At 72.6% G+C, this 20,037-nt stretch carries 21 protein-coding genes; 12 read left to right on the top strand and 9 right to left on the bottom strand.

Annotation, left to right across the window (positions count from 1 at the left end):
* Positions 1-26 precede the first annotated feature (26 nt).
* From sufD to ACPU2J_RS08595, 6 genes are read left to right on the top strand one after another with little or no spacing between them, the layout of a single operon-like run.
* Positions 27-1,238 (top strand): Fe-S cluster assembly protein SufD, encoded by a 1,212-nt coding sequence (sufD, locus tag ACPU2J_RS08620; protein WP_389076427.1) that lies wholly within the window; start codon positions 27-29, stop codon positions 1,236-1,238.
* Positions 1,238-1,555 carry a bifunctional 3-phenylpropionate/cinnamic acid dioxygenase ferredoxin subunit gene (locus tag ACPU2J_RS08615; protein WP_030388907.1) on the top strand — a complete coding sequence of 106 codons (318 nt, stop codon included), beginning with the start codon at positions 1,238-1,240 and terminating at the stop codon, positions 1,553-1,555. Before sufD ends, ACPU2J_RS08615 begins: the two co-directional genes overlap by 1 nt.
* 7 nt (positions 1,556-1,562) lie before the next feature.
* Positions 1,563-2,327, top strand: coding sequence for a Fe-S cluster assembly ATPase SufC (sufC, locus tag ACPU2J_RS08610; RefSeq protein ID WP_361591827.1), 765 nt, complete (start codon positions 1,563-1,565; stop codon positions 2,325-2,327).
* Entirely contained in the window at positions 2,324-3,580 is a 1,257-nt protein-coding gene (locus ACPU2J_RS08605; protein WP_361591825.1) for a cysteine desulfurase, read from the top strand. Before sufC ends, ACPU2J_RS08605 begins: the two co-directional genes overlap by 4 nt.
* 22 nt (positions 3,581-3,602) lie before the next feature.
* On the top strand, positions 3,603-4,064 hold the full coding sequence (gene sufU, locus ACPU2J_RS08600) for a Fe-S cluster assembly sulfur transfer protein SufU (protein WP_030027090.1): 462 nt from the start codon (positions 3,603-3,605) through the stop codon (positions 4,062-4,064).
* A complete protein-coding gene (locus ACPU2J_RS08595; protein ID WP_030027092.1) occupies positions 4,061-4,405 on the top strand; it encodes a metal-sulfur cluster assembly factor in 345 nt (114 codons plus the stop codon). The genes sufU and ACPU2J_RS08595 overlap by 4 nt, the downstream gene beginning before the upstream one ends.
* An 88-nt stretch (positions 4,406-4,493) precedes the next feature.
* Here ACPU2J_RS08595 and ACPU2J_RS08590 read toward each other — a convergent pair whose 3' ends face one another.
* Entirely contained in the window at positions 4,494-5,696 is a 1,203-nt protein-coding gene (locus ACPU2J_RS08590; RefSeq protein WP_420081167.1) for a hypothetical protein, read from the bottom strand.
* A gap of 123 nt (positions 5,697-5,819) precedes the next feature.
* Between ACPU2J_RS08590 and ACPU2J_RS08585 the strand changes: the two genes are divergently transcribed.
* Positions 5,820-6,140: a DMT family transporter gene (locus ACPU2J_RS08585; RefSeq protein ID WP_420081168.1), complete on the top strand. Its 321-nt coding sequence runs from the start codon at positions 5,820-5,822 to the stop codon at positions 6,138-6,140.
* On the top strand, positions 6,140-6,691 hold the full coding sequence (locus ACPU2J_RS08580) for a TetR/AcrR family transcriptional regulator (protein ID WP_420081169.1): 552 nt from the start codon (positions 6,140-6,142) through the stop codon (positions 6,689-6,691). The genes ACPU2J_RS08585 and ACPU2J_RS08580 overlap by 1 nt, the downstream gene beginning before the upstream one ends.
* A gap of 135 nt (positions 6,692-6,826) precedes the next feature.
* On the opposite strand, the gene ACPU2J_RS08575 is transcribed toward ACPU2J_RS08580, so the two are convergent.
* Positions 6,827-7,714, bottom strand: a complete 888-nt coding sequence (locus tag ACPU2J_RS08575) for a winged helix-turn-helix transcriptional regulator (RefSeq protein WP_420081170.1) — start codon at positions 7,712-7,714, stop codon at positions 6,827-6,829.
* 94 nt (positions 7,715-7,808) lie between these two features.
* On the opposite strand from ACPU2J_RS08575, the gene ACPU2J_RS08570 reads away from it, so the two are divergent.
* Entirely contained in the window at positions 7,809-9,038 is a 1,230-nt protein-coding gene (locus ACPU2J_RS08570; RefSeq protein WP_423834938.1) for an MFS transporter, read from the top strand.
* A gap of 9 nt (positions 9,039-9,047) precedes the next feature.
* Positions 9,048-10,028, top strand: a complete 981-nt coding sequence (gene dapD, locus ACPU2J_RS08565; RefSeq protein ID WP_420081171.1) for a 2,3,4,5-tetrahydropyridine-2,6-dicarboxylate N-succinyltransferase — start codon at positions 9,048-9,050, stop codon at positions 10,026-10,028.
* 109 nt (positions 10,029-10,137) lie between these two features.
* Here dapD and ACPU2J_RS08560 read toward each other — a convergent pair whose 3' ends face one another.
* From ACPU2J_RS08560 to ACPU2J_RS08545, 4 genes are all read right to left on the bottom strand, one after another.
* The gene (locus ACPU2J_RS08560; protein WP_423833034.1) at positions 10,138-10,596 is read right to left on the bottom strand and encodes a hypothetical protein; all 459 of its coding nucleotides are present in this window, start codon (positions 10,594-10,596) and stop codon (positions 10,138-10,140) included.
* A gap of 29 nt (positions 10,597-10,625) precedes the next feature.
* Positions 10,626-10,877 carry a hypothetical protein gene (locus ACPU2J_RS08555; RefSeq protein ID WP_361591811.1) on the bottom strand — a complete coding sequence of 84 codons (252 nt, stop codon included), beginning with the start codon at positions 10,875-10,877 and terminating at the stop codon, positions 10,626-10,628.
* A 164-nt stretch (positions 10,878-11,041) separates the two neighbouring features.
* Positions 11,042-11,362, bottom strand: a complete 321-nt coding sequence (locus tag ACPU2J_RS08550) for a GNAT family N-acetyltransferase (RefSeq protein WP_420081173.1) — start codon at positions 11,360-11,362, stop codon at positions 11,042-11,044.
* A gap of 102 nt (positions 11,363-11,464) precedes the next feature.
* Positions 11,465-13,306 (bottom strand): endonuclease/exonuclease/phosphatase family protein, encoded by a 1,842-nt coding sequence (locus ACPU2J_RS08545; RefSeq protein WP_423833033.1) that lies wholly within the window; start codon positions 13,304-13,306, stop codon positions 11,465-11,467.
* 374 nt (positions 13,307-13,680) lie between these two features.
* Here ACPU2J_RS08545 and ACPU2J_RS08540 point away from each other — a divergent pair, with 374 nt between their 5' ends.
* Together ACPU2J_RS08540 and ACPU2J_RS08535 are read left to right on the top strand one after the other, a co-directional pair.
* A complete protein-coding gene (locus ACPU2J_RS08540) occupies positions 13,681-15,186 on the top strand; it encodes a hypothetical protein (RefSeq protein ID WP_420081175.1) in 1,506 nt (501 codons plus the stop codon).
* 178 nt (positions 15,187-15,364) lie between these two features.
* On the top strand, positions 15,365-16,804 hold the full coding sequence (locus ACPU2J_RS08535) for an alkaline phosphatase PhoX (protein WP_423833032.1): 1,440 nt from the start codon (positions 15,365-15,367) through the stop codon (positions 16,802-16,804).
* A 70-nt stretch (positions 16,805-16,874) separates the two neighbouring features.
* Here ACPU2J_RS08535 and ACPU2J_RS08530 read toward each other — a convergent pair whose 3' ends face one another.
* The 3 genes from ACPU2J_RS08530 to ACPU2J_RS08520 all read right to left on the bottom strand — a co-directional run bounded on the left by ACPU2J_RS08530 (position 16,875) and on the right by ACPU2J_RS08520 (position 20,007).
* Positions 16,875-17,051, bottom strand: coding sequence for a hypothetical protein (locus ACPU2J_RS08530; RefSeq protein WP_361591801.1), 177 nt, complete (start codon positions 17,049-17,051; stop codon positions 16,875-16,877).
* 102 nt (positions 17,052-17,153) lie between these two features.
* The gene (locus ACPU2J_RS08525) at positions 17,154-18,413 is read right to left on the bottom strand and encodes a TerD family protein (RefSeq protein WP_361591800.1); all 1,260 of its coding nucleotides are present in this window, start codon (positions 18,411-18,413) and stop codon (positions 17,154-17,156) included.
* A 70-nt stretch (positions 18,414-18,483) separates the two neighbouring features.
* On the bottom strand, positions 18,484-20,007 hold the full coding sequence (locus ACPU2J_RS08520) for an aldehyde dehydrogenase (NADP(+)) (protein ID WP_361591798.1): 1,524 nt from the start codon (positions 20,005-20,007) through the stop codon (positions 18,484-18,486).
* Between the last annotated feature and the right edge of the window lie 30 nt (positions 20,008-20,037).

Here is a 20,037-nt window from a genome sequence, read left to right as displayed (position 1 = left end):
CGTAGGAAGAGAGCAAGACGACAGCCATGGCTGAGGCTCAGAACGCCCCCAAGAACCTGACGGTTCAGGGCGGTACCCCCGCGGCGGGCTCCACCACCGCCGGCGCGATCGCGGTGGCCGCCGAGTCCACCGTCGCCACCCGGATGAGCGCGCCCCCGTCCTTCGACGTGGCCGACTTCCCGGTCCCGCACGGCCGTGAGGAGGAGTGGCGCTTCACCCCGCTCGCCCGCCTCAAGGGCCTGCACGACGGCACCGCGGTCGCCAACGGCACGATGAAGGCCCAGATCGACGCGCCCGAGGGCGTCACCGTCGAGTCCGTGGAGCGCGGCGACGAGCGGATCGGCAAGGCCGGCACCCCCGTCGACCGCGTCGCCGCGCAGGCCTTCTCCGCGTTCGCCAAGGCCACGGTCGTCACCGTGCCCAAGGAGACCGTGCTCGCCGAGCCCATCCGCGTCGCCCTGCACGGCGAGGGCGGCACGACCTTCGGGCACACCGTCTTCGACGTGAAGCCCTTCGCCGAGGCGATCATCGTGATCGACCACACCGGCGACGGCGTGCGCGCCGCCAACGTGGACATCCTCGTCGGCGACGGCGCCAAGGTCACCTTCGTGTCCGTCCAGGACTGGGACGACACCGCCGTCCACACCTCGCAGCACAACGCCCTCGTCGGCCGTGACGCGAGCTTCAAGTCCGTCGTCGTCACCTTCGGCGGCGACCTCGTCCGCCTGCACCCGCGCGTCACCTACGCGGGCCCCGGCGGCGAGGCCGAGATGCTCGGCCTGTACTTCACGGACGCCGGCCAGCACCAGGAGCACCGCCTCCTGGTCACGCACGACGCCCCGCACTGCACGTCCAACGTGGTCTACAAGGGCGCGCTCCAGGGCCAGGACGCCCACGCGGTCTGGATCGGCGACGTTCTCATCGAGAAGAGCGCCGAGGGCACCGACACGTACGAGATGAACCGCAACCTCGTCCTCACGGACGGGGCGCGGGTCGACTCCGTGCCGAACCTGGAGATCGAGACCGGCGAGATCGTCGGCGCCGGCCACGCCTCCGCCACCGGCCGCTTCGACGACGAGCAGCTCTTCTACCTCCAGGCCCGCGGCATCCCGGCCGACGAGGCCCGCCGCCTGGTCGTCCGCGGCTTCTTCGCCGAGCTCGTCCAGCAGATCGGTGTCGACGACATCGAGGAGCGCCTGATCGCCAAGATCGAGGCCGAGCTCCAGGGTTCCGTCTGATGAACTACGTCAAGGCCTGTGCGCTGAGCGAGCTGGAGGAGGACACCCCCAAGCGGGTGGAACTCGACGGCACGCCGGTGTCCATCGTGTCCACCGAGGGGGAGGTGTTCGCGATCAACGACATCTGCTCGCACGCGAACGTCTCGCTCTCCGAGGGCGAGGTCGAGGACTGCATGATCGAGTGCTGGCTGCACGGATCGGCCTTCGACCTGCGCACCGGCAAGCCCTCGGGTCTGCCCGCGACGCGCCCCGTCCCCGTATACCCCGTAAAGATCGAAGGGGACGACGTGCTCGTCTCCCTCACCCAGGAGTCCTGAGGTATCCATGGCAACGCTTGAAATCCACGACCTGCACGTCTCCGTCGAGGCCGAGAACGGCGCCCGCGAGATCCTCAAGGGCGTCGACCTCACCGTCAAGCAGGGTGAGACGCACGCCATCATGGGTCCGAACGGCTCCGGCAAGTCCACGCTGGCCTACTCGCTCGCCGGCCACCCGAAGTACACGATCACCGGCGGCACGGTGACCCTCGACGGCGAGGACGTCCTCGAGATGTCCGTCGACGAGCGCGCCCGCGCCGGCGTCTTCCTCGCCATGCAGTACCCGGTCGAGGTCCCCGGCGTCTCGGTCTCCAACTTCCTGCGCACCTCCGCCACCGCCATCCGCGGCGAGGCCCCCAAGCTGCGCACCTGGGTGAAGGAGGTCAAGTCCGCGATGGAGCAGCTGTCGATGGACCCGGCCTTCGCCGAGCGCAACGTCAACGAGGGCTTCTCCGGCGGTGAGAAGAAGCGCCACGAGATCCTGCAGCTGGAGCTCCTGAAGCCGAAGATCGCGATCCTCGACGAGACCGACTCCGGCCTCGACGTCGACGCGCTGCGCATCGTCTCCGAGGGCGTCAACCGCGTCCGCGAGTCCGGTGAGGTCGGCACCCTGCTGATCACCCACTACACGCGCATCCTGCGCTACATCAAGCCCGACTTCGTGCACGTGTTCGCGAACGGCCGCATCGCCGAGTCCGGCGGCGCCGAGCTCGCCGACCAGCTGGAGAACGAGGGCTACGACAAGTACGTGAAGGGTGGCGCGACCGCGTGACACAGCTGCCTGGCCTCCTCGACATCGAGGCGATCCGCAAGGACTTCCCCCTGCTGGATCGTGTGGTCCACGACGGGAAGAAGATCGTCTACCTGGACAACGCTGCGACCTCGCAGAAGCCGCGCCAGGTACTCGACGCGCTGAGCGAGTACTACGAACAGCACAACGCCAACGTCCACCGCGGCGTGCACGTGCTGGCCGAGGAGGCCACGGCGCTGTACGAGGGCGCCCGCGACAAGGTCGCCGCCTTCATCAACGCGCCGAGCCGCGACGAGGTGATCTTCACCAAGAACGCCTCGGAGTCGCTCAACCTGGTCGCGAACATGCTCGGCTGGGCCGACGAGCCCTACCGGGTCGACCGCGACACCGAGATCGCCATCACCGAGATGGAGCACCACTCCAACATCGTCCCGTGGCAGCTGCTCGCGCAGCGCACCGGCGCGAAGCTGAAGTGGTTCGGCCTCACCGACGACGGCCGGCTCGACCTGTCGAACATCGAAGAGGTCATCACGGAGAAGACGAAGATCGTCTCCTTCACGCTGGTCTCCAACATCATGGGCACGGTCAACCCGGTCGAGGCGATCGTCCGGCGCGCCCAGGACGTCGGCGCGCTGGTGCTCATCGACGCCTCCCAGGCCGCTCCGCACATGCCGCTGGACGTGCAGGCGCTCGGCGCCGACTTCGTGGCCTTCACCGGCCACAAGATGTGCGGCCCGACCGGCATCGGCGTCCTGTGGGGCCGCCAGGAGCTCCTGGAGGACCTGCCGCCGTTCCTCGGTGGCGGCGAGATGATCGAGACGGTGTCGATGCACGCCTCGACCTACGCCCCGGCCCCCCACAAGTTCGAGGCCGGTACGCCCCCGATCGCCCAGGCCGTCGGCCTCGGCGCGGCCGTGGACTACCTGTCCGCGATCGGCATGGACAAGATCGCCGCGCACGAGCACGCGATCACCGAGTACGCGATCAAGCGCCTCGCCGAGGTGCCCGACCTGCGGATCATCGGCCCCACCACGGCCGAGGACCGCGGCGCCGCGATCTCCTTCGTGCTCGGCGACATCCACCCGCACGACGTCGGCCAGGTCCTGGACGAGCAGGGCATCGCGGTCCGCGTGGGACACCACTGCGCACGCCCGGTCTGCCTGCGGTACGGAATTCCGGCGACGACGCGAGCGTCTTTCTACCTGTACTCCTCTCCGGCGGACGTCGACGCGCTGATCGACGGGCTGGAGCACGTACGGAACTTCTTCGGCTGACGGACGAGGCGACGAGGACGCAGTGAAGCTGGATTCGATGTACCAGGAACTGATCCTGGACCACTACAAGCACCCGCACGGGCGTGGCCTGCGCGACGGCGACGCCGAGGTGCACCACGTCAACCCGACGTGCGGCGACGAGATCACGCTGCGCGTGAAGTACGACGGTGAGACGCTGACGGATGTCAGCTACGAGGGCCAGGGCTGCTCCATCAGCCAGGCCAGCGCCTCCGTGCTGAACGAGCTGCTCGTGGGCAAGGAACTGGCCGAGGCGCAGAAGATCCAGGCCGTGTTCCTGGAGATGATGCAGTCCAAGGGCAAGATCGAGCCCGACGAGGCCATGGAGGAGGTGCTGGAGGACGCGGTCGCGTTCGTCGGCGTCTCCAAGTACCCCGCCCGTGTGAAGTGCGCCCTGCTGAGCTGGATGGCGTGGAAGGACGCGACCGCCCAGGCCCTGGGCGACGCGGAGAGGAAGACGGCATGACCGAGAACGCGACGCCCGAAGCGTCGACCAAGCCGGCCACCGAGGAGGAGGTCCGCGAGGCCCTCTACGACGTGGTCGACCCCGAGCTGGGCATCGACGTCGTCAACCTGGGCCTGATCTACGGCATCCACATCGACGACGCGAACATCGCCACCCTCGACATGACCCTGACCTCGGCGGCCTGCCCGCTGACGGACGTCATCGAGGACCAGGCGAAGTCGGCCACGGACGGCATCGTCAACGAGCTCCGGATCAACTGGGTCTGGATGCCGCCGTGGGGTCCGGACAAGATCACGGACGACGGCCGCGAGCAGCTGCGCGCGCTCGGCTTCAACGTCTGAGACCTACCGACGTCCCCCCGGGCCGTCATGGCACGGAGAAGGGCCCCCGGCACGATCGCCGGGGGCCCTTCTCGTGTGCGCGCGCCGCTCAGCCGTCCGCGCGGGGGTCCGGCTGCGTCGGGTGGGACTGCGGCGGGTGGGGCTGCGTCGGGTCCGGCTGCGGGGGCACGGGGGATGCGGGAGCGGTCCCCGGGGCCTGCGCGGCGAGTTCGGCGAGCATGTGGGGGACGAGATTCTCGTGCCGGATGCGCCGGTCCACGTAGAGCAGGCCGGTGACCAGCTGGGTGTAGCCGGTCTGGAACATCTGGCCCAGGGTGCCGCCCACCAGCACGCAGAGGAGGCCGAACCCGATCGCGACCGTCATCCCGGCGATGTCGACGCTCTCGGAACCGCCGCCCGACTCGGCCATGAGCGGGATCAGCCCGAACATGCCGATGAACTGGAAGGGCATCTGGATCACGTAGGCGATGCTCGCGCCGATCATCCCGCCCAGCATGCCGATGCCGAAGACCCGCCACCAGTGGTCCTTGACCAGGGCGGCCGAGCGGCGCAGCGCCGTGACCGGGCCGGCCTCCTCCATGACCGCCGCGGCGGGGGCCAGGCTGAGCCGGACCTGGAGCCAGACGGTCACCGGCAGGGCGGCCAGCAGGAGGACGGGCAGCAGCGCGACGGCTCCGGAGGAGGGGTCGTCGCCCGCGAGCGAGACGATCATCAGCGGGACCGCGACCGCCAGCGCGGCGAGCAGGGGGGCTCCCGCGATCAGGATCGTGAGGGCCAGCGTGCCCAGGACCGCGGGGGTCCTGCGCCGGGCCTCGCTCCACATGGCGCGGAAGGTGGTGGGCCGGCCCATCACCGACTCGCGGAGCACCGCCGGGAAGAGCGCCGTCAGCATCGCCAGGGCCACCAGTCCCACGGCGAGCAGCAGCACGAAGAGGACGACCGCGGCGACGAGGAACGGGGTGAGGTGCTCGGGTGCCGGGTCCTGCCCGTAGGGCGGGTCGAAGACCGGCTCGATGTGCTCGTGGACGACGGCGAGCGCGGCGCCCGCCAGCAGGGCCATCACCAGCAGGCAGGCGCCCTGCACCGCCAGCATCGCGCCGGCCAGGGGCTTCCAGTGGCGTCCGAGGGTGGCGAACGAGGCGTTCACGATGTCCCCGAGGCCCAGGGGCCGCAGCGGGATCACCCCCGGCTTGGGCGGTTGCGGCGGGGCCCATCCTCCCCACGGCTGGGGACCGCCCCAGCCGCCGGGACCGGGTGCCCCCGCGGGTCCCCACCCTGTGTTCTGCGTCATGCATGTGCTCCGTACTCTCGTTCCCCCGTCGAACGCACACCGTATCCCAGCTTGTCAGGGGCACAGCAGTGAATTCCCCGGGCTTGTGTACGGCCGTACGCATCGCTGTGTACAGTTGTACGCATGCCCTACGCGCTGCTTGCCGCGGCCATCGCCGCCGAGGTCGCCGGAACCACCGCCATGAAGTACAGCGAAGGCTTCACCCGGCTCTGGCCCTCGCTGGGCACCCTGCTCGGTTACGCCATCGCCTTCACCCTCCTCGCGCAGACCCTGAAGTCCTTGTCCGTCGGCACGGCCTACGCGATCTGGGCCGGGGTCGGCACCGCCGCCATCGCCGCGATCGGCATGGTCTTCCTCGGGGAGCAGGCCACCGCGGCGAAGATCGCCGGGATCGCCCTGGTGATCGCGGGCGTGGTCCTGCTGAACCTCGGCGGGGCGCACTGATGTCCCCGGCCAGGCGGCGCCACGACCCCGAGCGGGCCCAGCGGATCATCGACGCGGCGATCCGCGTGGTGGGCGACAAGGGGATCGCCGGGCTCAGCCACCGCAGTGTGGCCGCGGAGGCGGACGTGCCGCTGGGGTCGACGACCTACCACTTCAAGACGCTCGACGACCTGCTGGTCGCGGCCCTGCGGCAGGCCAACGAGGGCCTCGCGCGCACGGTGGCCGACTCGCCGGCGCTGGCGGACCCGGACACCGACCTCGCGGGGGCGCTCGCCCGGCTGCTGGGGGAGTTCCTCGCGCCGGACCGCGCCCGGGCGGAGCTGGAGTACGAGCTCTACGTCGCCGCCCTGCGTCGCCCGGCCCTGCGGCCGGTGGCCGCGGAGTGGTACGCGGCGGCCTCCGAGGAGCTGACCCGGCGGACCGATCCGGTGACGGCCCGGGCGCTGGTGGCGGTGATGGACGGCATCACCCTCCAGGTCCTGCTGACCGACACCGCGTACGACGAGGCGTACGCCCGCGAGGTCCTGTCCCGGGTCCTGCGCACGGCCTGACATCCGGCGACGGAGCCCCGGCCCGGCGGGATCCGGCGACCGGGCCCGGCCCGCCCCGGCGGATCCGCCACCCGTGACCGATCCCGCCCGATCCCGCCCGCGCCATCCGGCCCTGCCCGGTGCGGATCGCGCGGCCTAGGCGTCGCCGTGCCCGCCCGAGCGGACGCAGTCCAGGGCCGCCCGGACGCTCGCCTCGATGTCCAGGACCGGGTAGAACACCTCGCGGACGGTGCGCTCGCGGTCGATCACCAGGGTCAGCCGCTTGATGCGGCTCACGCCCGCCGCGCGGAAGGTCGGCAGGCGCAGCGCGGCCGTCAGCGTCAGCTCGGCGTCCGACAGGAGCGGGAAGCGCAGCCGTTCGTGCTCCGCGAACTCCCGCTGCTCGTCGGGCCGCTGGGTGGACACCCCGTGCACGGTGGCGCCGGCCGCGGTGAACTCCGCGAGCTGGTCGCGGTACGTGCAGGACTCCAGGGTGCAGCCCCGCGCGCCCGGGATCCCGCCCCAGCCCGGAGGGTAGGACTCGGCGCGCGCGTAGGCGCCGGGGAAGCAGTACAGGACGGTGAAGGGGGTGTCCGCCACCGGGTCGCCCAGCCCGCCGAAACGGTCCGGCAGCAGCAGCTCCGGCACCCGGGTGCCCCGCAGCGCGTGCACCCGTTCCGCCTCGCGCGATGCCTCGTCGGTCGTCGCCGTCATCTCTCCGTCTCCCAGGACCCAGGTGTCTCCCCAGTCCTGGAGGGCCACCAGGACCGGCAGCAGCGCCCGCCCGCGCGGGGTCAGCCGGTACTCGTGCCGTACCGGACGGTCCTGGTACGGCTCGCGCGACAGCACCCCGGCCTCCACGAGCAGCTTCAGCCGCTCCGCGAGGACCTTGCGGGAGACCCCGAGCTCGCGCTGGAGCTCGTCGAAGCGGTGCAGACCGCGCGCGGCGTCGCGCACGATGAGCAGCGTCCACCAGTCGCCCACGACGTCGAGGGCCTGGGCGATGGAGCAGTCCGCGTCGCCGAGGTGCGTGCGCTGGGCCATGGGCACTCCCTTTGTCCGTTGACCCAAGGCTGTCATGCTGACATAGTCCGTTCCCAAAAGGAACTTACTCGGAACGCAGGGGGGCACGGGTGTGCTGCAGGGGTTCAAGGACATACCGAGGGTCGTGTGGCTGCTGGCTGCGGGGGTCTTCGTCAACGCCGTCGTCAGCTTCACGTTCGTCTTCGTCTTCCTCTACCTGACCGGCCCGCGCGGACTGGGCACCTCCGAGGCCGGCCTCATCAGCGGGATCGGCGGAGTCGGCCTGGTCGTCGGCAACTTCACCGGCGGCTGGTACGGGGACCGCTTCGGGCACCGTCGGGTCCTGCTCGCCGCCTCCGTCGTGGGCGGACTGGTGCTCTCCGCACTCCCGCTGCTGCCCCTGCCGCTGCTCTGGGTGGCGCTGCCCGCCGCCCAGTACGCCTCCGGCGTGGTGAGGGCCGCCAATGCGGCGCTGGTCGCGGTCACCGTCCCCGAGGGGGCCCGCCGGCAGGCCTTCGCCCTGGTGCGCTGCGCCTCGAACGGCGGGTTCACCCTCGGGCCGCCGATCGGCGCCCTGGTCGCGGTCGGCCTCTCCTACGACTGGCTGTTCGTCGCCGACGGCCTCGGCACCCTGCTCTTCGCCGTCTGGACCGCGCGCGTCGTCCCGGCGCGCGGCGCCGCCCGCAAGGACCCCGCGGCCCCGGACGGGGGTCGGGGCCGCGGCACACTGGCCGAACTGCGCGCACGTCCGGCCCTCCTGGCCCTGCTCGGCGCGGTCCTCGTGACCGACGTCGTCTACCGCCAGCAGTACTCCACCTTCCCCGTCTTCCTCGCCGACCACGGCCTGGACGCCAGGGTCTTCGGGCTCGTCATCGCCCTCAACGGCGGGGTGATCCTGCTCCTGGAGCTGCCCGCGGCCGTGGCCCTGCGCCGCCGGCCCGCGCTGCCGGTGATCGGCACGGGCATGCTCCTGGTCGGCGCCGCCCACGCCGTGCTGCTGCTCGGCCCCGGGATCGGCACCGCGGTGGCGATGATGGTGCTGCTGAGCCTCGGGGAGATCCTCTACAAGACCACGGCCACCGCCCATGTCGCCGACGAGTCGCCCGAGCACGCCGTCGGGCGGTTCCAGAGCCTGTACGCGGGCGTCTCGGTCAGCGGGGTCGTCCTCGGGCCGACCCTGGGCGGAACGCTGTACTCCCACGCGCCGGGGATGCTGTGGCCGGCGTGCGCGGTGCTGGCGGCGGGAGCCGGCGGGGTGGTGCTGTGGGCCTCGGCACGGCAGCGGCGACACGTGGCCCGACCGGCACATGAGACCGGTTCGCAACCTCGGGCCGTCGCCGGTTAGGTTTCGGATATGACTGCTACGCGTACCACCGGCGCCGTCGCCGCCGGACTTGCCACCCTCACCGCCGACGGCACCGTCCTCGACACCTGGTTCCCCGCCCCCGAGCTGGTCGCCGAGCCCGGCCCGGCCGGCACCGAGCGCCTCACCGCCGAGCAGGCCGTGGAGCTCCTCGGGGCCGCCGCCGCCAAGGCGATCCGCAGCGACGAGGTCCGCGGGGTCGAGGTCGTAGCCGTCCGCACGGTCATCGCCTCCCTGGAGGACAAGCCGCTGGACGCGCACGACGCGTACCTGCGCCTCCACCTGCTCAGCCACCGCCTGGTCAAGCCGCACGGCCAGAACCTCGACGGCGTCTTCGGCCTGCTGACCAACGTCGCCTGGACCTCGCTCGGCCCCGTCGCCGTCGACCAGGTCGAGACCGTCCGCCTCAAGGCGCGCGCCGAGGGCCTGCACCTCCAGGTCACCTCGATCGACAAGTTCCCGCGCATGACGGACTACGTCGCGCCCAAGGGCGTGCGCATCGCCGACGCGGACCGGGTCCGCCTCGGCGCGCACCTCGCCGAGGGCACCACCGTCATGCACGAGGGCTTCGTCAACTTCAACGCCGGAACCCTCGGCACCTCCATGGTCGAAGGCCGCATCTCCGCGGGCGTCGTCGTCGGCGACGGCTCCGACATCGGCGGCGGCGCGTCCACCATGGGCACCCTCTCGGGCGGCGGCAAGCAGATCATCTCGATCGGCGAGCGCACCCTGGTCGGGGCCGAGGCGGGCATCGGCATCGCCCTCGGCAGCGAGTGCGTCGTCGAGGCCGGCCTCTACGTGACCGCGGGCACCCGCGTCACCCTGCCGGACGGCCAGGTCGTCAAGGCCCTGGAGCTCTCCGGCGCCGACAACATCCTCTTCCGCCGCAACTCGGTCACCGGCGCCGTCGAGGCCCGCCCGTACAAGGCGAACTGGGGCGGCCTGAACGAGGTCCTGCACAGCAACGACTGACGCCCCGGCGCAGCCGACGTCCCCGAGCGCCGTCCCGGACCCACCGCGGTCCCGGACGGCGCTCGGCGCGTTCCGCCCGCCCGCCGGCCCGGCCCTGGGGTCCGCGCCGTCAGTCGCGGCGTTCGACGGCGCCGGGCTGCAGCCTCAGCTCCTGGACCTGGTAGCAGTCCGAGTACACGGTGGCCACCACGGCTCCGCAGACGCACACCAGGTTCGGTCCCCACTCGCCGTCCATCCCGCAGCAGTACCCGCGGCGCAGCTCCGGGTCGGGGTGCGCCTCCAGGTGGATGCCGTCGCCGGGATGGAGGACCACGGTGCCCGTCGGGCCGGACTCGACGAGGAGGCCGGAGGAGGCCTCCAGCACGTACGGGGGGCCGGACGGTTCGGGATCTACGGCGAACGTCCCCGGAGCCATCCGCACGATCGGCGCGTCGGTGTGGCCGTCGGCGTCCGCCGGCGACACTTCGGGCCGGAACCACCCGTCGTCGGTTCCCGGATCCGGCAGGGGCCGCTCGGCGACGGCCGGGGTCACCGCGCGTCGGCACGCACGGCACGCGAACACCGTCATCGGGGCACCTCGCCGCTTCGTACGGGTGCTCAGTGCAGCGGAATCGTGCGGACCAGGCCGGCGAAGGCCTGCTCCTCCGCCTCGGTCAGCTGGACGGTCTCCATCGGGTGCCCGGCCGCGCTGCGCTGGGCCGGGATCAGCGGAAGGGCCTGCGGGGCTCCCGGCTGCGGGCGGTGGGACCGGCCGTCCCGCACCATGCGGCCGACGCCGAACCAGACGAGTACGGCCGTCAGCAGGACGGCGAGGCCGATTTCCTGGGCGAGGGAGATCGAGGGGAACACCAGGATCCTCCGGGGAGAGCGGTCGGTACGAGCCGGGACAAGATCGGGCGTGCAGATACTCAACACCACAACCGGTCTATTCGGTGAAGATGTGGCGCACGTCACGCCAGGGTCGAAAGTCCCCGACTCCGCCGAGAAGGTCCCGTGGCGGCCTCGTACGGGTTTCAGAGGTGCAGCTTGAACCCCTCGTGGCTGCGGGCGAAGCCCAGCCGCTCGTAGAAGCGGTGGGCCGCGCCCCGCTGCTTGTTGCTGGTGGGCTGGACCAGGCCGCAGCCGCGCCCGCGGGCCCGCTCCACGGCCAGCCGCATCAGCTCCGCGCCCAGGCCCTCGCCCCGCCGGTCCGCGCGGACCCGTACGGCCTCCACCAGGGCCCGATCCCGGCCGCCCTGGCCCAGGCCCGGTACGTACGTCGGCTGCAGGCAGCCGAGGACGACCTCGCCCGCATCCGCGCCGGCGTCCGCGTCCCCGTCCGTGAGGACCAGCATCTCGTTGCGGGCGTCCGACGAGATGGCGGCGAAGGCCCGTTCGTGTGGCAGGGGGCCCGTCCGGGACGGCGGGCGGGCCCCCTGCTGCTCATCGCCCCGGGGTCACGGGCGGAAGCGCAGCACCTGCGGGTCGTGGTCGCTGTTCTGGGCGGCGAACTCCGCGTTGATGTGGACGCTGTCGTACGTGAACTTCTTGATCGCCGGGCTGGTCAGGATCTGGTCCAGCACCTGGGCGTTGCCCTGGTAGACGTAGGAGTACCGTTCCGCCTTCGGCAGCGACTTGATCGCCGGGTACAGGGCCCCGCCGTCCGCCAGCGCGTCCGTGGTCGCCGAGAACTCGAAGTCGTTGATGTCGCCGAGGACGAGGACGTTGGCGTTCTTGTCCTCCGCCAGGATCTGCTTCACGAAGCCGTTCACGGCCTGCGCCTGGAGGAGGCGCTTGGCCTCCGAGGAGCGCAGCGGCGGCTGGTGGTGGGAGGTCAGGCCCTCGTCGCCGCCCTTGGAGCCGAAGTGGTTGGCGATCACGAAGACCGTCTTTCCGCGGAAGACGAACTCGCCCGCGAGGGGCTTGCGGCTGTCGGCCCACGCCGGGTTCGCGGGGTCCACGCGGCCGGGGGAGTGGGTCAGGTGGGTCTTGCCGTTCTCCTTGACGACGCCCGTGGCGGTCACCGCGTCGCCCGGGGCGCGCTCGGTGAAGGAGACGCGGGCGGGGTTGAAGAGGAAGACCTGACGGATGTTGCCGCCGGGCTCGCCGCCGTCCTTCTTGTCCTCCGGGTTGACGGTCCGCCACTGGTAGGCGGGGCCGCCGGCAGCCGCGATGGCCGCGGTGAACTTGGTCAGGGTCTGCTCGGCCGAGACCGTGCCGTCGTTCTTGGCGCCGTTGTCGTCCTGGATCTCCTCCAGGGCGAGGATGTCGGGCGAGGCGAGGTTCTCGACGACCGCCTTCGCCAGCGCGTCGAACTTCTCCTGCGGGTCCGTCGGGTCGAGGTTCTCCACGTTGTACGTGGCGACCGCGAGCTCCTGCTCGGTCTGCGGCTTGGTCTTCTCGGGGGCGAGGGTGCCCGCCTTGACGGTGCCGAGGGTGCGGGCCACCAGCGTGTAGCCGCCGAACTGGTTGAAGTCCAGCGGGCCTTCGGTCGTACCGGTCAGCTTGTCGCCGACGTTGGCCACCGGGAAGGGCTGCTGCGCGATGGGCGCGAGCTGCTGGATCTGCAGGCGGCCGGTGTTCTGGGACTCGTAGGAGCCGTAGACGGTGCCGCCGCGCTTGGCGGCGTTCTCCCAGCCCTTCACGGTGACCCACAGCTCCGAGTACGGGTCGGTGGCGCCGACGACCCGCGAGGTGCCGATCTTGACGTTCATGCCCTCGAGGGACTCGTAGAAGTCCAGGGCGTAGCGCGCGGGGTCCAGGGTCAGGCCGTTGATGCTGCCGCCGGCGGCCGGGTCGCCGGCCGGGGTGTACTCGGCGGGCACGGTGTACTCGTTGATCGCGGTGGCCTCGGGCAGCGCGTTGCCGGAGGAGACCACGGTGACGGCGGGCTTGGAGATCTGGGTGACCGACTGGTTGCCGGAGTTCACCCCTCCGGGGACGTACTCGCCGACCGTGCCGGAGACCTTGACCGCGTCGCCGACGGCGACGGTCGGGACCGCGTTGGTGAAGACGAACACGCCTTCGCTGGTGGCGGCGTCGTCGTCGGCGTCCGGGTCCTGGATCCAGAAGCCGCGCGAGCCGTAGGTGCGCACGCCGGTGACGATGCCCTCGACGTCGGCGACCTGCTTGCCGTTGAGCGGGGATATGCGGGTGGTGCCCTGGATGTCGTGGATGCGGACCGGCTCGGCGGACGCCGCGCCCTCGGCCGCGTCGGCGGAGCCCGCGAGCAGGCCGGTGGCCAGCGCGGAGGCGACGAGGGCCGCGACGGCGGCGGAACGGGGATGCGAGGAGCGCATGGTCAGGAACTCCGGTGTGGGAGAGGGTCAAGGAGGGGGGTGCGGCATCGGGGTCCGCGGTGGTCTTGCCGCCCCCGATACGTCTACGCGCGTCAATTTCCTGGTTGGTCAGCAAAGTTGTCAAGCCCTCCAGGGAAGACGGCAGCCGACTGTGGGATGAACCAAAGGGGATGGCCCGGCAGGGGTGCCCGATATGCGTCTACGCTGGAGCGCCGCATGGCGGCCGGGAGTGTCGTCTGCGCCACATCCGCCATGCCCGCACCGCCCGTCATGTCGGCCATGTCGCCGGTTTTCGGGCGTACATGACGGAGCGGCCGCAGTGGCGCCCGTCACTGCCCGCTCCACCCCACCGCGTCCGCGAGGAGACCCGCCGCATGTCCGCTGAGTCGCACCCCACACTGCCGCCGGTACGGCTGCACTCCGACGCGGAGCTGGCCCGCGACGCGCTCGGCGCCCCGCTGTTCGCCCGGGCCGTGCGGCTCGCCCGGTGGGCCGGGCCCGCGACGCGCGTCGGCGCCGGCGGCGAGCTCGCCGCCGAGCAGCTGTCCGAGGCCGCGGCGCACCTCGGCCTCGACACCGGCGACGCGGACTCCGCCGGGTACGCGAGCCAGGCGTGGCGGGTGGCCCTCGACACCGGGCTGGTGGAGGTGACCGAGCCGGACGAGGACGCCGCTGACGGCGGGAGCGCGCCGGAAGCCGACGAGGCCTTCGGCACGGCCGCGCCCGGCGAGGACCTCGCGCTGGTGACGGGCGGCGCCCCCGGAGACGTCCTCGACCTGTGGCTCGCCGCCCTGGACACCGTGCTCGCCGACGCGGCGGTGCCCGACCTGGACGACCTGGTCGACGCCCTGGACGCCGGCGGCGAGATCGATTTCCACCGCCTCGACTGGAACCCGGGACGCGAGGCGGACTTCCTCGACGGGGTCCTCACCAACCTCTACCTGCTCACCGTCGCCGGGGGCGGGGCGGCGGACCGCCCGGTGCCGCTGCCGGTGCTCGCCGCGTCCATGGTCGTGCCCGACGGGATGGGCGACCCGACCGACGCCGTGCTGGAACAGGTGTCGGACGCGATGATGCGCCTCGACGACCAGTTCCGGCAGCTGGAGCCCATCGGGCTGGTGGAGTTCCGCCCGGTCGACGAGGAGCTCATGGCGGAGGCCGGGGACGAGGAGATCGCCGCGGGTACGGCGGGCGGTGACGGAGCCGACGAGGACGAGGACGTCTCCCGCTACGGCATGGTCCGCCTGACCCCGCTCGGCCTGTACGGGATCCGGGCCCGGCTGCTGGAGGCGGGGGCCGAGGCGCCCGCCGTCGGCGAGCTGGCGGACAAGGGCGCCGACGCGCTCCTCGACGCCGTCTCCCACTACCCCGAGGGCGCCGCGCAGGCCGAGATCGAGCAGTGGCTGGCCGGCCGCGAACTGCCCGCGGCCGTCACGGAACTGCTGGCCGCGGCCCGCGGCGACGACGAGGGTGGCCCGCTGCGCCGGCTGCGCTGCCAGCAAGCCCTGGCCCCCGCCGGACCGGAGGCCGAAGCGGCGGTGCGCTCCGTCCTGGACGACGCGGAGCTCGGCGGGCTCGCCCGGGTCTGGCTGGCGGAGCGCGGGGCGGCCGACGTACCGGCACCCGACCCGGAGATGGTGTTCTGGCTGACCGTCGACACCATCGCGGCGCAGCTCGCCGCCGACGGGGAGACGGAGGAACTGCCGCTGCTCATGGAGACCCTGACCGCCCACCACGCGGAGTTCTTCGAGCAGGTGTGGCGGGTCGACCACCCCTCGACGGCGTACGTCCTGGAGGCGATGGGGCGGCTGCACCCGGACCGGAAGACGGCGAAGGAGGCCCGCAAGGCGGCCTTCAAGGCACGCTCCCGGCGCCCCTAGGGCCGATCCGGGGCGGTGGCGACAATGCGCCGTTCCTGGTGCGGAGTTGGCCATTCCGCCGACCGGCAAGGGGTCGGTTCCCCTTCGTGGGTAGTTCAGCCGCCGTTCACGTGCGGGCGGGAGCGTGTGCGCCGACGACCGCACGACAGGCGCACCACTCCCCACCCCTGGAGACCCGATGCCGCTCAGCCGTAGAGACTTCACCGCCCGCACCGTCATCGCCGGTGCGGGCGTGGCGCTCACCGGGACGGTCGGCGCGCTCGCCACCGCCCCGGGGGCGCTGGCGGCCGACGACGGCACCCACCGCGACGAGCGCGGCCGGCCCTGCGAGCCCGGCTACGGCCCGCTGGTCCCCGACCCGGCCGGGATCCTCGCCCTCCCCGCCGGATTCACCTACCGCGTCATCACGCACAGCGGTGTCACCCGGCTGGAGTCCGGCGAGACCACCCCGTCGAACCACGACGGGACGGCCGCGTTCGAGGGCCAACGCGGCGTCACCCTCCTGGTCAACAACCACGAGCTGAAGGGCCGGCGGGAGACCTGGGACCGCCCCGTCCCGCTCGCGGAGGGCCTGGTCTACGACCCGGCCGCGGCCGGAGGCTGCACCGTCGTCGAGGTCCGGCGCGGCGGCGAGGTCGCCGAATGGGTGGGCATCGCCGGCACCTCCACCAACTGCGCGGGCGGAGCCACCCCCTGGGGCACCTGGCTGACCTGCGAGGAGAACTCCGACCTCGCGGGCAAGAACGGCATGACCAAGGACCACGGCTACGTCTTCGAGGTCGACCCGCACGACCGCCGCGCCAACCGGGACCCGCGGCCGGTCAAGGCCTTCGGCCGCTATGACCACGAGGCCGTGGTCATCGACCCGCGCCAGGGCCACGCCTACCTGACCGAGGACGCCTCCGGCCCGAACGGCCTGCTCTACCGCTGGACCCCGCCGCGCGGCTTCCGGCACGGACGCGGCCGGCTCCGTACGCTCGCCCCCGACGCGGGGGCGCTCCAGGCGGCCAAGTGCACCGACAGCTCGGGGCGGTTCGTCGACGACCTCTCGCGCGCCACGCGGATCGGCACCGTCTACGGGGTCGACTGGGTGGACGTGCCGGACCGCGACGCCCGGACGGTGCCGGTGCGCCGGCAGTTCGCGGACCACGAGGTGACCCGCGGGCGGAAGCTGGAGGGCATGTGGTGGGCCGACGGCGGCGCCTACTTCGTCTCCTCCTACGCCCGTGAGGAGAGCCCCGGCGGCGCACACGACGGTCAGGTCTGGTTCTACGACCCCAAGCGGCGCACCATGAGGCTGACCGTGCTGATCGGGGTGAACGCCGATCCCTCGGCGGACGGCGGGTACGACGGCCCCGACAACATCACGGTGTCCCCGTACGGAGGCCTCGTCATCGCGGAGGACGGCTCGGGGCTGCAGCACCTCTTCGGCGCGACCGAGTCCGGCCGCACCTACCCGCTGGCCCGCAACGAGCTGAACATCGGAACGCCCGAGGAGCCCGAGTACGCGGAGTTCACCGGGGTCTGCTTCGCCCCGGACGGGCGCACCCTCTACGCCAACATCCAGGACCCGGGGATCATGCTGGCCGTCACCGGGCCGTGGCGGCGCGCACACTGACGCCCTGCCGGGCGGTGACGGGCGGCAACAGGCGGGCGGCGCGGGCCTTCGGGTCCGCGCCGCTGCCGTGTCACGGGACGGCGGAAACCTCCGCACGGGAGGCCTCGGCCCACTCGGAGAGCAGGAACTCGTACGCCTCCGAAGGCCACTCGCCGTCCACCCGGGTCTCGACGAGGTGCCGTATCGCCTCGTTCGCCTCGGCGGCGGACGGGCGGGCGGGCCCCGCGGGTGTGAGTGTCTGGTGCATGCCTACAAGGCTACGGGCGGGCACGGACAGCGACTCGCGTATGACGCGTGGTTTCCATCACCCGCCCCGCGCCCCGGTGGCCGCACGTGCCCGCCCACCTGCTCAGAGTGCCTGCGCGGCGGGCTTGACCATGCCGCGCACTGTGCGCGACTTCACAAACTCGCCCATGGCCGTCATCTCCCACTCCCCGGAGAACTGCCGGATGAGCTTCGCCATCATCACGCCGGTCTGCGGTTCGGCGGAGGTCAGGTCGAAGCGCACCAGCTCCTCGCCGCTCGCCGCGTCGATCAGACGGCAGTAGGCCTTGGCGACGTCGGTGAACTTCTGGCCGGAGAAGGAGTTCACCGTGAAGACCAGGCCGGTGGCCTCGGCGGGGAGCCGGCCGAGGTCCACGACGATGACCTCGTCGTCACCGGCGCCCTCGCCGGTGAGGTTGTCCCCGGAGTGCTTGATGGCGCCGTTCAGGATGGACAGCTTGCCGAAGTAGCAGCTGTCGATGTGGTTGCGCTGCGGGCCGTAGGCGATGACGGAGGCGTCGAGGTCGATGTCCCCGCCGCGGAAGGCCGGCTCCCAGCCCAGGCCCATCTTGACCTGCGAGAGCAGCGGGCGGCCGCCCTTGACCAGGGACACGGTCTGGTTCTTCTGGAGGCTGATCCGCCCCTTGTCCAGGTTGATCTTCCCGGAGGCGGCCGGTGCGGCCGGGGGCGCGGCCGGCGCGGGGGCCGGAGCCTGCGGGGCGGCGGGCGTCGTGGCGCCGCCCAGCCAGGGGGAGGGCGGGTAGGAGGCGGCCGGGGCCGGCGGCGCCGGGGGAGCGGCGGGGGCGGGCGGGGCCACCGGGGCGGCCGCCGCGGGAGCCGGCTCCTCCTCGACGGAGACGCCGAAGTCGGTGGCGATGCCGGCGAGGCCGTTCGCGTACCCCTGGCCGACGGCGCGCACCTTCCACACGCCGCCCCGCTGGTAGATCTCGACGACGACGAGCGCGGTCTCGGTCGCGAGCTGCGGCGGGGTGAAGGCGGCGATCACCGCGCCGCCGTCGGCGTTGCGCACGGTGGCCGTGGGCTCGATGCCCTGGAAGGTCTGCCCGGCGGCGTCCGGGCTGGCCGTGACCACGATCCGCTCGATGCCCGGGGGCACCGCGGAAGTGTCCACGGTGACCGAGTCCGGCGCCGCGCCCCCGCCGGACCGGTAGACGACACCGGGCCCGGTGGGCTGGTTGAAGAAGATGAAGTCGGCGTCGGAGCGCACCTTGCCGTCGGCCGTCAGGAGCAGGGCCGATACGTCGAGCCGCACCGGCGCGGCCACGTCCACCGTCACGCGGACGGCATTGAGCGGCAGGTTGGATCCAGGGGTCATAGCGGTCATGCCCCAAGAACGACCGGAGGTGCCGTGCCGTTCCCTTGCCTCACCCGGTGTTTCCCCCGGCCGGCCGTGGTCAGGCGCCGGTCACCCGGCGGGGCAGACCCAGCGGGTTGGCCTCGCGGAGCTCGGGCGGAAGGAGGGCGTCCGGCATCGACTGGTAGGCCACCGGGCGCAGCCAGCGCTCGATCGCCGTCGCCCCCACCGAGGTGGAGTGCGAGGTGGCGGCCGGGTACGGGCCGCCGTGGTGCTGGGCGGGGGCCACCGCCACACCGGTCGGCCAGCCGTTGACCACGATTCGGCCTGCCAGCGCGGTGACCCGTTCGATCAGCGCGCGCGCCGGGCCCGGGGCGCCCGCCGCCTCGGCGGCCGACAGCTGGAGGGTGGCGCTCAGGTTGCCGGACAGCCGTCCGAGGACCGCGTCGGCCTCGTCCTGGCCGGCGTAGCGCACCACGACGGTCACCGGGCCGAAGCACTCCTCCAGGAGGAGCTCGTACCCCTCGCCCGCCAGCAGGTCCGCGGCGCTCACGCTCAGGTATCCGGCCCCGACGGTGTGCTCCCCGCCGGAGCCGGGCGTCACGGGCGCCTCCACGCCGGGCAGGGCGGCGCGTTCGCGGACCCCGGAGACGAAGTTCTCCCGCATGCGGTGGTCGAGCAGCACGCCCGGCTCGGTCTCGCCGAGTGCCTTGGTGAGTTCGGTGGTGAGCCGGTCGCCGTCGGTGCCCTCGGGGACCAGCACCAGGCCGGGCTTCACGCAGAACTGGCCGACGCCGAGCGTGACCGAGCCCGCGAGCCCGGCACCGATCTCCTCGGCGCGTTCGGCGGCGGCGGCCGGGGTGACCACGACCGGGTTGAGGGAGCCCAGTTCGCCGTGGAAGGGGATGGGGACGGGCCGGGCGGCGGCCGCGTCGAACAGGGCGCGCCCGCCCCGGACCGATCCGGTGAACCCGGCGGCGGACACCAGCGGGTGCCGGATCAGTTCCAGGCCCGCGTCGAAGCCGTGCACCACGCGCACCACGTCGGCGGGCAGTCCGGCGGCGACGGCGGCCCGGCGCAGCAGCGAGGCGCACAGCTCGGAGGTGGCGGGGTGGTCGGGGTGCGCCTTGACGACCACCGGGCAGCCCGCGGCCAGCGCGCTCGCCGTGTCACCGCCGGGTACGGAGAAGGCGAGGGGGAAGTTGGAGGCGGCGTAGACGGCCACGACGCCGAGCGGGACCTTGTAGCGGCGCAGCTCGGGGCGCGGCGGGCTGAGGGTGGGGTCGGCGCGGTCGATCCTGATGTCGAGGTGGGACCCCTCGTCCACGGCGTCGGCGAACGCGCGCAGCTGGCCGCTGGTGCGCGCCAGTTCGCCGGTGAGCCGGCCCGGCCCGAGTGCGGTCTCGGCGTCGGCGGCCTCGATGACGTGCGCGGCGGACTCGTCGAGGAGCGCGGCGGCGGCGCGCAGGAAGGCCGCCCGCGCGGGGGCGTCCGCGAGGGCGCCGCGGGCCGCGTGGGCGGCGCGTACGGCTTCGTCCACCTCGTGGGGTGTGGCCTCCACCGCAACCTGTTCGCGCTGCTTCCCGGTGCGGGGGTCCACACTCCAGACTGGTGTCGCTGTCATGGCCCACTGCCTCCTGGATCGTTCAGTATT

Source organism: Streptomyces manipurensis (assembly GCF_049570255.1).
GTDB lineage: Bacteria > Actinomycetota > Actinomycetes > Streptomycetales > Streptomycetaceae > Streptomyces > Streptomyces manipurensis.
Note: the sequence above shows the minus strand (reverse complement) of the source record. Positions and strands in the feature narration are given on the sequence as shown.